The organism is Dyadobacter sp. HNCC25DJ186, assembly GCF_056895235.1.
The window spans coordinates 567,393-579,975 of sequence record NZ_JBXHAS010000001.1 but is presented as its reverse complement, the minus strand read 5'-3'; the positions used below and the strand labels follow the sequence as shown (position 1 = coordinate 579,975).

General features: G+C 40.5%; 12 protein-coding genes. 5 read left to right on the top strand and 7 right to left on the bottom strand.

Annotated features, from left to right (window positions below; genetic code table 11):
• Positions 1-48: 48 nt before the first annotated feature.
• Both msrB and AC1XUO_RS02410 read right to left on the bottom strand, forming a co-directional pair.
• Entirely contained in the window at positions 49-444 is a 396-nt protein-coding gene (gene msrB / locus AC1XUO_RS02415; protein WP_483328159.1) for a peptide-methionine (R)-S-oxide reductase MsrB, read from the bottom strand.
• A gap of 73 nt (positions 445-517) precedes the next feature.
• Complete coding sequence (locus tag AC1XUO_RS02410) at positions 518-2,104, bottom strand: DUF5723 family protein (protein ID WP_483328158.1); 1,587 nt, start codon at positions 2,102-2,104, stop codon at positions 518-520.
• 325 nt (positions 2,105-2,429) lie between these two features.
• Here AC1XUO_RS02410 and AC1XUO_RS02405 point away from each other — a divergent pair, with 325 nt between their 5' ends.
• Entirely contained in the window at positions 2,430-3,860 is a 1,431-nt protein-coding gene (locus AC1XUO_RS02405; protein ID WP_483328157.1) for a circularly permuted type 2 ATP-grasp protein, read from the top strand.
• 143 nt (positions 3,861-4,003) lie between these two features.
• The gene (locus AC1XUO_RS02400; protein WP_483328156.1) at positions 4,004-4,735 is read left to right on the top strand and encodes an esterase family protein; all 732 of its coding nucleotides are present in this window, start codon (positions 4,004-4,006) and stop codon (positions 4,733-4,735) included.
• Positions 4,736-4,824: 89 nt separating this feature from the next.
• Here AC1XUO_RS02400 and pheS read toward each other — a convergent pair whose 3' ends face one another.
• Entirely contained in the window at positions 4,825-5,865 is a 1,041-nt protein-coding gene (pheS, locus tag AC1XUO_RS02395) for a phenylalanine--tRNA ligase subunit alpha (protein WP_483328155.1), read from the bottom strand.
• 397 nt (positions 5,866-6,262) lie between these two features.
• Here pheS and AC1XUO_RS02390 point away from each other — a divergent pair, with 397 nt between their 5' ends.
• Positions 6,263-6,661 (top strand): LytR/AlgR family response regulator transcription factor, encoded by a 399-nt coding sequence (locus AC1XUO_RS02390; RefSeq protein WP_483328154.1) that lies wholly within the window; start codon positions 6,263-6,265, stop codon positions 6,659-6,661.
• A gap of 106 nt (positions 6,662-6,767) precedes the next feature.
• Here the strand turns inward: AC1XUO_RS02390 and AC1XUO_RS02385 are convergent, their stop codons facing one another.
• Positions 6,768-7,481, bottom strand: coding sequence for a porin family protein (locus tag AC1XUO_RS02385; RefSeq protein ID WP_483328153.1), 714 nt, complete (start codon positions 7,479-7,481; stop codon positions 6,768-6,770).
• A gap of 166 nt (positions 7,482-7,647) precedes the next feature.
• On the opposite strand from AC1XUO_RS02385, the gene radA reads away from it, so the two are divergent.
• Positions 7,648-9,021 (top strand): DNA repair protein RadA, encoded by a 1,374-nt coding sequence (radA, locus tag AC1XUO_RS02380; RefSeq protein ID WP_235150419.1) that lies wholly within the window; start codon positions 7,648-7,650, stop codon positions 9,019-9,021.
• Positions 9,022-9,288: 267 nt separating this feature from the next.
• Here radA and AC1XUO_RS02375 read toward each other — a convergent pair whose 3' ends face one another.
• From AC1XUO_RS02375 to AC1XUO_RS02365, 3 genes are read right to left on the bottom strand one after another with little or no spacing between them, the layout of a single operon-like run.
• Positions 9,289-10,434, bottom strand: a complete 1,146-nt coding sequence (locus tag AC1XUO_RS02375) for a hypothetical protein (protein ID WP_483328152.1) — start codon at positions 10,432-10,434, stop codon at positions 9,289-9,291.
• A 52-nt stretch (positions 10,435-10,486) separates the two neighbouring features.
• Positions 10,487-11,401, bottom strand: a complete 915-nt coding sequence (locus tag AC1XUO_RS02370; RefSeq protein WP_483328151.1) for a DUF58 domain-containing protein — start codon at positions 11,399-11,401, stop codon at positions 10,487-10,489.
• Positions 11,402-11,416: 15 nt separating this feature from the next.
• Positions 11,417-11,869, bottom strand: a complete 453-nt coding sequence (locus AC1XUO_RS02365; RefSeq protein WP_483328150.1) for a septal ring lytic transglycosylase RlpA family protein — start codon at positions 11,867-11,869, stop codon at positions 11,417-11,419.
• A 270-nt stretch (positions 11,870-12,139) separates the two neighbouring features.
• On the opposite strand from AC1XUO_RS02365, the gene AC1XUO_RS02360 reads away from it, so the two are divergent.
• Positions 12,140-12,460 (top strand): DUF3276 family protein, encoded by a 321-nt coding sequence (locus tag AC1XUO_RS02360; protein WP_090335433.1) that lies wholly within the window; start codon positions 12,140-12,142, stop codon positions 12,458-12,460.
• The last annotated feature ends 123 nt before the right edge of the window (positions 12,461-12,583 follow it).

Here is a 12,583-nt window from a genome sequence, read left to right as displayed (position 1 = left end):
GAAAAGCCGGACATATCTTGGTATATCCGGCTTTATCTGCGGCTATTGTTACGACGCTTTAATGAATTTTAGTGCTACACCATTCATACAATAGCGTAGTCCTGTTGGCTTAGGTCCGTCATTGAAAACGTGGCCAAGATGGCCTCCGCATGTTCGGCATACTACTTCTGTTCGGCTCATTCCGTGGCTGTTGTCAACAATTTCTTCCACACTTTGTTCACCGATCGGAGTGAAGAAACTTGGCCAGCCAGATCCTGATTCATATTTTGTTTCAGAGCTGAATAACGGTGTGTCACAGGCGGCACAAACATAAATCCCCTCCTCTTTGTTATCATTTAACGGGCTGGTAAATGGCCTTTCTGTTCCTTTTTCACGTAAAACGAAACATTGCATTCCAGTCAATTCTTTTTGCCACTCTTCTTCTGATTTCGCTATTTCTCTCATTGTTTTAGATTTGAAGTTGAAGTACCGGTTAATTTATAAAAAATAACTGTACTTGCATTAAACGCTGTAAATATTAGAACGAATCCCGTCGGCTGAAAATTCGCCTTAACCATGATTTTTCCGCCGGCCAGCATTTGTTAGCCATTCCAGGCGGGCGGCGGAATAAGCCTGCTGATACACCAAAATATAGATTGAACGATTTCGGATTGCCAACATTCAATAAACCCGTGAGATGGTCCGTACCAAACCAGACAGGCCCCGCGCGCATCGCTAACCCGATGGCAGGAGAGCTGTATCGGTTCATTATTGAAACAGGAACTGAAATTTCATACCACTTATGTTCGTAACGAGGTGTTACAGATAACATGGATTCAGCTTTCATTCCCATGGCACCTTGCGGAATTAAATTCTGAACCCATAAAGCGTTTACATAAACTTTCGGTTGAATGTTATAATCCACACTTGCCTGAAAAGCCATAGGTAACGCCGCGTGGAAATCTGCCGTTTGAGAACCGGTCACGCCAAATGCACTATTAACAGCGTTGAATGCGCCCTCGGAACCTTGGAGTCTCTGAAAATCATCGTACCGTAAAATACTGCCTGGTGTATTAACTTCCTGTTGCAAAAGATATGTCGGGTTGTTAAAATGAACTCTTCCAACATCGGTCAGGGATACAGCAACACGATACAGGTATTTATTTTTACTGGCATCATGCATCCGCACACCTTTTTCAGTGTAGGAATATTTGTTGATATCCGGACGATATTCATACACAGCTCCCAGGTCGATTCCCCATCCTCTGCCAGCAGCCATATTTCCGAGTAACCACGAAACATTCGGCCTGAAATTCTGAAAGGCCTCGTCTTTAGTAATTCCGTATTTTACATTAATCTGGTCGCCAACGATTAAATGACGTCTGTTTGCCCAGGCCGGATCTGGCTCAATGGAATAACTGGAATTTCTGACTTCAACGTTGGCATTGTATAGTCCTATCAGTCTTTTGATGGTTATACCAACCTTCAGGAACTCTGTTTCATTATCAATTACCACGCCGCCAACAGTCATAGCCAGTTCACCCAACGCATTGGCGTTCAGTTTTCCGGATTGGTCTGTAAATGTTCCACCTTGCAAGTTAGGTTCCCGCGTAGTTTTACTTAATAGCCTGGCAAGATCCTCTGTTATACCCGAACTATTTATATAATATCTGACCCGTGTAGACAGCCCTACACCGATCCTATTTTTGAAAAGTCCAAACATGATCGATGGCAATCGGGTATCGCCGCCGGCGTTGAGCCACTTGTCACGCCCATTGAGTCTTTCTTTAAGATAAGCTCTGGGAAACAAAACCGCTCCTTTTTCATTTCTATGTTCAGCAGAAACCTGGTTTGTGATCAGACTGAGAAAAGAATAGGGTGCATTATAACGTACACCGCTGTTTGCAGTATATAATTGTGAACCGACAAAGTTTACATAGACGCTATAACGGGAATCGGCGACAAATGCAGGATTGTGATATAATGCCTGTGTTCCCGAATAATTGCCCATCGCTATTCCCTGAAGGTGTTGTGAAAAAGCAGTATTCGATATTCCCAGTAATATTCCTCCAATGAGCAACAAGTATTTTGGCATGTGGTTAAAACGGGAAACCTTGTGTTTCATTATTCCCGCTGCAAATAAAACATGAAGTGGCCTGACATACAACGATTGTTTATCCAAGGGTGAATATTAATGATGTGTTAATAAATGGGATACATTTTTTATGAATAAAATTCATACCCGTAAATCTTATTATCCGTGTAATTGATATTTATCTTTTTTGTAAACATTTAAAAACTAAACTATTGACGACTTAAAAGGTCGTATTTTAGGAGAGAAATAATTTCATTTTGATGGTAGCTGTGATGTAAACATTTTGCAAATCGAAACATATGCCATATATTGTTCTGTTAATAGTAGAAGTATACTTATTCAAATTTTGTATTGTATGAATTTTTCATTTTCTGGTTATCAAAACGAGGATTTCTTCGATGAGATGTTTACTCCCGATGGACAAATCCGTCCGGGATATGAACACCTAAAAAATAAATTTGAAAACTTAACCAACGAGGACCTCACCAACAGACAGTTAGCCACTGAGCGTGCTTTGCTTTCGATGGGGATAACTTTCAATGTGTATTCGGAAGGTGAAGGAACGGAGCGGATTATGCCGATTGATATCATACCGCGCGTTTTACCGAATGCAGAATGGGAATGGCTGGAAAAAGGATTAAAACAGCGGATCAAAGCGCTGAATATGTTCATTCATGACGTTTATAATGAACAGAATATATTAAACGATGGCGTTGTTCCGAGAGATCTGATTGAATCCAGTAAATGTTTTTTGAAACCTTGTATCGGCCTGAATCCTCCGAAAGGGATTTGGTGCCATATAACTGGAACAGATTTAATTAAAGGAGACGACGGCACGTTTATGGTGCTTGAAGACAATTTACGTTGTCCGTCGGGAGTTTCTTATATGATTGAAAACAGGGAATTATCTAAACAAATTTTCCCTGACGTGTTGGCGCGTACTGGCGTTCGTCCTGTTTCTGATTACCCGACCAGGCTTTTGCAAATGTTGCAGCATCTTGCAGACCGCCCCAATCCAACCGTTGCGGTTCTGACGCCCGGGATTTACAATTCTGCTTATTTTGAACATTCCTATCTTGCCCAGCAAATGGGCGTGGAGCTGGTAGATGCGCGTGATCTTGTCGTTTCTGACGGTTATGTTAAAATGCGCACAACCAGCGGACTTCAAATTGTTGATGTTATTTACCGTCGTATTGACGATACATTTTTAGACCCGGAAGCATTTAATCTTGATTCATTGATTGGTATTCCCGGAATTTTTGAGGTTTATAAAAAAGGTCGCGTGGCTTTGGCAAATGCGCCTGGAACAGGTGTTGCGGACGACAAAGTTGTTTATGCTTACGTGCCGCGTATCATTGAATATTACCTGAAAGAGGAAGCCATCATTCCAAACGTAAAAACGTATATCTGTCGGGAGCCGGAAGATTTTGAATATGTGCTTGCAAACATTCATGAGCTTGTAGTAAAAGAAGCGAACGAGGCAGGTGGTTACGGTATGATGATCGGGCCAAAAGCAACGGAGGAAGAACACGAAATTTTTAGACAAAAAATTCGGGACAATCCTCGGAATTATGTTGCCCAGCCTACGATTTCTTTATCAAGGGTTCCTTGTATGGTTGACGGGCATGCAGAAGGACGCCATGTCGACCTTCGTCCGTATATTTTATATGGTGATGATATCAGTGTTATTCCGGGTGGTCTGACGCGCGTGGCGTTACGTAAAGGCTCACTGGTTGTCAATTCTTCGCAGGGTGGCGGTGGTAAAGATACCTGGGTTTTGTACTAACTTGAGAAATAAAAGTTTTAAGTAAAGAATTTAGGAGAAATTAATGCCAGTCTCGGTTTTCCGGGCACTGGCATTAATTTTTTAACGTTGGCAACATAACAGAACTTGTTTCTAAACACTCTATCAACTTAAACGGAAACGAAATGCAACGTGAAGTAACCAGCTGGTATAGTCCGTCTCTGAATAAACAAATGGATATTGCCGTTTATGGCCATTATGGATTTGCTTTATTGTTAATTCCCACAGCAGCGTCGGATTACCTTGAATATGAGCAGAATGGATTGATAGAAAGTATCGCCCCGTATATTGACTCAGGCAAGGTTAAGGTGTATTGCATTAACAGTATCAATGGTGAAAGCTGGTTAAATCCACACATGCACGGTTATGATAAAGCAATTCGTCATCAGCATTTTAATGACTATGTAATCAGAGAAGTTATTCCCTACATTAAAGATACCACAAGTCAGAAAAATGAGATTATTACGGCCGGAGCATCACTCGGAGCTTTTCATGCTGCCAATTTATTTTTTCGCTATCCTGATTTTATTCATGGTGTCATAGGTATGAGCGGGTGTTACGATCTGAGTTTGTATACGAGCGGTTATTATGACGACAATGTTTATTTTAATTCTCCGATTCATTATCTCTCACAGCTGAAAGCCGAATGGCAATTATCACTCTACCGTGAAAGTCGACATATTCATTTTGTGACTGGATCCGGAGCTTACGAATATCCTGAATGCTCCCGTCAGATCTCTGCTATTTTAAATTCTAAAAATGTTCCCCATGAGCTTGATGTCTGGGGTGAAGACATTCCACACGAATGGTCCACCTGGAAAAAAATGTTGCCCTATTATCTTGGGTCCCGTTTCTAAAAAATAATTCCGATTTTCGTGCTGCCCGTTTAACCGGTTTCACCACTATAAAATCGGAATTATTTGTCTGAAAAGATCTATTACAAGTATCAAGCCCCTTCAAATTGTCTTAAAAAGCGGACATCGTTCTCAGTGAATAATCTTAAATCACTGATTCCGTAACGCAACATTGTGATCCGTTCTATTCCCATACCGAAAGCAAATCCTGTAAATTCTTCACTATCAATTCCTGCATTTTCAAGAACTGCCGGATCCACCATACCAGAACCTGCGATTTCTACCCAACCGGTATGTTTACAAATATTACAGCCTACTCCTTTGCAAATAAAACAGGTTACGTCAATTTCTGCACTTGGTTCGGTGAACGGGAAGTATGATGGACGAAGACGGATCTGAGAATCCTTTCCAAACATTTCCTTTGAAAAGTGAAGAAGCGTGTCTTTAAGATCTTTAAAACTTACGTTTCTGTCAATATACAATCCCTCAACCTGATGAAATACGCAATGTGCGCGCGCAGAAATTGCTTCGTTACGAAATACGCGACCCGGCATAATGGAACGGATCGGCGGTTTTTGTCTTTCCATCAAACGAATCTGTACGTTAGATGTATGTGTTCTTAACAATACATCATCTTTCACGGCACCTTCTCCTTTCGAAATAAAGAAAGTGTCCTGCATTTCACGCGCAGGGTGATTATCTGCAAAATTCAATGCGCCGAAATTATACCAGTCTGTTTCAATTTCCGGTCCGTAGGAAACATTAAATCCCATACGTTCGAAAATTTCAATAATCCGACGACGAACAATGGTTAATGGATGGATACTTCCCTGAAGATTTGGCGCAACAGGAAGTGTCAGGTCTATCTGGCTTCCTTCGTTATTTTCAGTTGCAGCTTCTAAAGTAGCAGTAAAATCCTGAAAACGACTTTGAGCCAGATTCTTTAATATATTTAATTCCTGACCAACGGCACGGCGGTCTTCTTGTGGAATATTTTTGAGGCCATCAAACAATTCGGTAACAACACCTTTTTTGCTTATATACCGTAAACGAAATGCTTCAAGTTGTTCTTTATTTTCAACCTGGCATATTTCAATTTCTTGGAGTAATTCCTTTACCCGATCAGTAATCATAAATTTTTATTGGTTGTAAAGAAACGTAATCGGAATCCAGATTGCTGGCTGCCAACTGCCGTATTCCAGTATTTCTATTTATTCAAAACCGGCTGCCAGGCCGGTTGGTTCCTGTGTGAAATCTTCTGCAAAGATAGATAAAGTTACGAGGCGCAGCAGGACATTTTTGTGTCCAAAAAAAATTATCCATTAAAAGAGCCCGAAATAGCCCTTTCGGGTACTAAGTAAAATTACGTGTTTTGATAAGTTCAGTTACGTCATTTGATGAAGAGGTGTTTGTGTAACTACCTGTTTAACAGAAAATTACATAAAAATACCCATTTGTGGGTACTTTACTTGTCCAAATTTTCCAATTAAATTTGATTCATAAACAACGTCGAAAAACCAGCCCATCATTATGAAAACATTTGGAACTTTTACTCACCAAACATTATCGGACAATGCCTCGGCCGATAGGACAGTTAACATTTCCGTTCAGTCAATGGGAAGAACGATTTTTCTCACTCCTGACATTATCACATTTCTGGAAGGGGAGGGGAATTATACGTTTATCTACACCAATGCAGGTAAGAGATATCTGGTTTCCAAAACATTAAAATCCCTTGCTGAAATTCTGGCCAACAATTTTATCAGGGTTCACAAATCGTACCTGGTTAATTCAGATTTCGTTGTAGAGCGTTTGGAAGATGATCGCATGTTGAAGATGTCATGCGGTAAAGAGGTAATTGTTTCGAGGAGAAAAATCAAAGAGATCAGCAATATACTTAATCATGCCAACCACCGCATTAGCGCCTAATCAAATATTATATCGATAAAAAAATTTACTCTATAAATTAGTGGGTTATTCAAAAGGACAGCAGCCATCGCCTGATCGATGGCTGCATGTTTTGTTATGATGCGAATTATAACAACTTGAGGCCAAGCGTAACTTGCCACGAAGTTATTTTTTGCCGAACCGTTGCGTTACTTCCTTCAATTGGCTTGCCATCTAGTTTGAAAGTGGCAAGGTCCGTAAACGTTCCTTCCTTTCTAACATCCAGACTAAAACTTCCTAAATCAAGACCTGCACCAAACTGATATCCCACCACCGCATTGGATAAAGACTTATCCCGGTTTGAAGAATACTGTTTGAAGGCATCACTCAGTTTCTGATTGTCTCCAACGCGGAAGGAGAATAATGGACCCGCCAAAATACGGATCGGGCCGCCTTTTAAGCCAATCAGAATCGGTACATCGATATTACTGTATTTTATTTTAACATTTTGCACCGTTGCTGAGCCGTCTGGGATAATCTGGAATGATCCTCCTTTTGTAGAAACCAACACCTCGGGTTGTACAAAAAATGTTTTCCCAAAACGCATATAGACCCCGCCAACCCAGCCGGTTTTTGTATCAAAACTTTGTTTGATATTGTCCTTAACCTCGGAACCGTCATATTTCAAAAATGCATTCCCATTATCGTCGTAACGGGTTGTGAAAACATTACCCATTGTCAGCCGCGACAAATTTACTCCTCCCTTCAAACCTATAACAAATCCTTTTGACTGCGCCTGAGCAGAAACTACGGCCGCCAGGAATAAAAGGCTGGTATAAATTGTTGTCTTAATAACGTTCATATTTAAAATTTGTTGATGACTAAAACCGATTGATAACGTCAGGAAATAAAATTCGGTACGTAAACCTACTGTTTTTTGATTTAACGGAAAAAAGGTTTGCATATTTGGCAAATTTTAAGGTGATTTTGTAACCAATTATACGACAACAAACTAAGAAAGAATCCCTATGGCCAAAGCCAAAACAGCATATTTTTGTCAGGAATGCGGATATAATTCTCCTAAGTGGGTGGGCAGGTGTCCTTCCTGCGGAGAGTGGAATACGATGGTGCAGGAAGTGATTGAGAAAGAAGATAAAAAAGCTACGGTCACCTGGAAGTCGGTAAATCTTGCCAGTAAACCCAAGGCGATTGCGGAAATCGAATATGCCAATGAACCGCGAATTGTAACAGACGATGGTGAATTAAATCGGGTTCTTGGTGGAGGGATTGTAAAAGGTTCGCTGGTTTTGATCGGTGGAGAGCCCGGAATTGGCAAGTCAACATTGATGCTCCAGATCGCATTGACATTAACCAAGAAAAAGGTGTTATACGTTTCAGGGGAAGAATCAGAGCAGCAGATTAAGATGCGGGCGGAGAGAATGTCTTCTAAAAGCGATAACTGTTTCATTCTTACAGAAACACATACTGCCAATATTTTCAGGCAAATTGAAGACTTTCAACCTGAGATATTGATTATCGATTCGATTCAAACGATGCACTCGGCGTATATTGAATCTGGTGCGGGAAGTGTTTCACAGGTGCGGGAATGTACGGCTGAATTTATGAAGTATGCGAAGGAAACCGGGGTTCCCGTTTTCTTGATTGGGCATATTACCAAAGATGGTTCGCTGGCTGGTCCGAAGGTTTTGGAACACATGGTAGATACGGTCTTGCAATTTGAAGGAGACCGCCATACCACATACCGGATTTTAAGAACTGTGAAAAACCGTTTTGGAAGCACCTCTGAACTTGGTATTTATGAAATGCACGCTGCCGGTTTGAGGCAGGTAAGTAACCCTTCTGAAATCCTGATCTCCCAGCGCGACGAGCCGATCAGCGGAATTTCTATTGGTTCGATGATGGAGGGGAATCGTCCTCTTTTGATCGAAATTCAATCTTTGGTTAGTGTTTCAACTTATGGAACTCCGCAGCGAAGCGGAACAGGATTTGATGCCAAAAGATTACAAATGCTTCTGGCTGTTTTAGAAAAACGTGGAGGTTTCCGGTTAGGTGTTCAGGATGTCTTCCTCAATGTTGCCGGCGGGTTGCGCGTTGAAGATCCTGCGATCGATCTTTCAGTGGTTGCTTCTATTGTATCCTCTTATGAAGACTCATTTATAGCACCTTCTGTATGTTTTGCTGCGGAAGTTGGTTTGGGAGGGGAAGTGAGGGCTGTTAACAGAATCGAAAGCCGGATTTCGGAAGCGGCGAAGTTGGGTTTTAAGAAAATTTATATTTCAAAATATAATGGAAAGGGTTTGGATTTTAAAGATGCGAACATCGAGGTTGTAACAGTAGCGCATCTGGATCAGCTTTTTATGGAGTTGTTTTTGAATAAGTAAATAGAATTTTATCCATACCCGATTCGACCTTCAAGGGTCCTCCTGAGCATCCTGTTTATAGAAAACCAACGATAAAGCGAGTACCCTAACTCCATCGGAGTTTCCTTAAATTTTTCAGGAGCCTGTGATGGAGTTAGCGATTGTAAGGTCAGATCATAATTTATAAAAAGAGCGCTGCCAGTGAGCCAGGAATTATTGGATTCGAATTATTTTAAAACCGGACTTTCCTGCGGAAATGTAATACCGGTATCTGACTTCTTGCTAAATCTAATATTTCGCGTAATAACTCTGCAGCCTATCCGTCAACCGATCAAAAATCGGTTTACTGAATTCAACAAAAAGTTGCTGGGGGTCAGGAGGTAATAACTCCTGGCTTTTACACATCCTTAATTGTGCAGAAGAGAGTGCGCGTTCATCTCCATTAAAATTTGCCCACTCGCAAACCCAGTTATACTCTCCTCCAAATTTTTCCTGATCAATTTGCTGTTTAGTATTAAAATCTACCACGCGCATATCAAGTAGTCCACTGGAATGAACTGTTTTCCGGTTTTTTGTAAGTTTTGCTGTCACTGTATCGTAAAACTCAATCTTTTTCCTGTTCACGACTTTTTCGCCAATTTTTACACTGTCTTTACTGACCACCGTTTCCGTATTTTTTTCAATCAACGTTTGTCCCACAACAAAATCGTCGAATTGAAGGGTAATAACATGATCCGGTTTTAGTTTGTTATTTGTGGCTTCGTCAGGTGTATAAAACCGGACAAATTTGTTTAGTTTATGGTTATTTTTTAAAAAGTCATTGATGCGATCCTGAAAATATGCATTGCTTAACTGGTAAATTCTGGAAGTTACCGCAACCTGTTCCACAACCACTTTGAAAGAGGCTATGTTATATGAAGTTTCGAGCTGTTGTTCAATATCGCTGTAATTTGGATTCAGTACTTCTACTCTTTCAAAATGCTCATAAGCAATTCTGGCAGCAGCCCGATCATTCTGAGCTAAAGACTTTACCCCTTCAGAATAATGTGCATCAACAGCTTTTTGGCGGGAATTTCTTTCTTCCTCAGCATAATTTTTTGCGCTCACTAAACTGGTGCAGGTAGCACACGAATTTATTGCATCATATAATTTATTCAGCTTTTGATAGGAGGACAATAATAACTCCCATTTAGGTAATTCCGGTGCCGAAGCATTTTTCGAAATGTCATCCAAATGCTGAGCTACTGCGCTTGGAAAAGCCTGTTTAAGTATTTCCATAGAAGCGCTGTGTGCGGGATTACTTTTTAATTTATCAGCAGCCCGAAATACGGAATCGTCATAATCACCCCGTTTTAGCGACTTTTTCGCAGAATGACATCCGCTCATAACAATAAAAAAAACAAAAAGCAGACTTAGAGAGGAAAGTTTATTCATAAAAAGTTGTACAAATTGGCTATAAAATTTGCACAACAAATTTCTGCAAAAATTATCTCATTTTCGAGTGCTTTACCAAATAGGCCATCAAAACGGGATCAAATCCTTTGGCGATATCGGCTTCTATAAAATCAATTTTATACTGCCCGCATTTCAGCTTTAATTTTTGATAGAAATCACCGACAAATTTTTGGTATGATTCTCTGACCTGATCAGGTTGTACTTTTATTTTTTCCCCAGATTCCAGATCGATAAATTCATACGGGCGATTTTCGAATTCAAATGATTCTTCGGTTTTTTTATCAGTCACATGAAAAAGAAGTACCTCGTGTAGATTGTGCCTCAAATGCTGTAAGGCCGAAAATATCAAATCAGCTTCTTCAATGTTGTCAAACATATCGCTGAAAATGACGACGAGAGACCGCTTATGAATTTTTTCTGCTAATTGATGAAGGACAGTAGCGACAGAAGTTTTTTGTAATGGTCTTGTTTTTTGTAAAAGCGCATTCAATTCCTGCATGATCTTATGCACATGCGAAGGAGTTGACTTCACTGCTGTTTGTATTTCAATGGCATCTGAAAATGTACACAGGCTTACGGCGTCTTTTTGTCTTTGTAGCAGGTAGGTCAAACTAGCGGCGGCCATCAGGCTGAAAGTCATTTTGCCGTAGTTCTCTTCCGGATAATACATGGAAGAGGAAGTATCCAGCAGGATATGGCAGCGAAGATTTGTTTCTTCTTCGTAACGTTTCACATATAACCGGTCAGATTTTGCAAATACTTTCCAGTCAATATTTCTGGTTGATTCACCGGTATTATACAACTGGTGTTCAGCAAATTCCACAGAAAATCCGTGGAAGGGAGATTTGTGAAGTCCGGTAATGAAACCTTCAACCAGCTGTTTGGCCAGAAATTCCAGATTACCAAATTCTCTTATTTTTGCTAAATCCAGTTGCCTGTTGTTCATACAATAAATACCGTATTAATCTTTTGTACGCATGGAGATAATCTTACCTGCCTTGTGATCAACTTCTTCATTGGAATCAAGCATAACCATTCCTTCCATACCAACGATACGCATGGAAACACTGGCAACACCACTGGAAAGAATTCCAATTAAGCGGGCAGCTTCTTTACTGATATCAACCATCCTGTTTTTGGAATAAGGGCCGCGATCGTTTACTCGTACTATAACTTTTTTATTTGTTGCCGGATTTGTGATTTCCAACATGGTGTTAATTGGCAGTGTGCGGTGCGCAGCGGAAAGTTCGGTACTATTGTGAATCTCTCCTGATGAGGTTTTTCGCCCGTGAAAGCGTGATGAATAGAATGAAGCGCGACCAACTTCTGTTTTGCCAAGGCTTATCTGTGCTTCTGCATCAGGGAGTGCCGCCAGGGACAAAAATAATAGAATCAGAATCCGATGATAAGTCATATCTGAGCGTTTAGGTGGAACATAAACAAGGGTTTAAAAGCCTTATCTTTTACCATAATAGCGAGGCAGCATTAAGCCGCATGCCTGCATATTATTCAAATGTAACGGAATAACCGTAGAAAAGCTTGTGTTGTGTTGATAAAGTGCAACAGAAATCCCAAAAGTTTTTATTTTTCATGGCAAGGTTATTGCTAATATGTGCCCGTTTTTTTGTTCGCAGCAATAAACTTTCTATTTTAGCGTTTGCAAACCTATTAAAAACTAAACATAGTGGAAGACAGAGAGCAAATCTACTCCAAAAGGGTCAGGGCAGGAAAACGGACTTACTTCTTCGATGTTCGCTCTACGCGATCCAACGACTATTACCTAACCATTACCGAAAGTCGCCGTCATCCACAAGGAGAAGGCTTTACGTATGAGAAACATAAAATGTTTTTGTACAAAGAGGACTTTGATAAGTTTGTAGAGGCTTTGAAAGACGCGGTAGATCATGTGAAAACGGAATTGATGCCGGAAGTTGATTTTTCTCAGTATGAAGCCAAAGCGGACGAAGTTGACGCAATCGGCGAGTCAGATCTGAAGTGGGAATAAAAAACTTTACTTTTTAGAAGAGCCTTCGCAAATCATTGACGAAGGCTTTTAGTTTTTCTGTCCGGTAATTGGTAATTTTGCATGAAATTATCAGGGCTTGCTATTTAGGTACGGCCATTTACC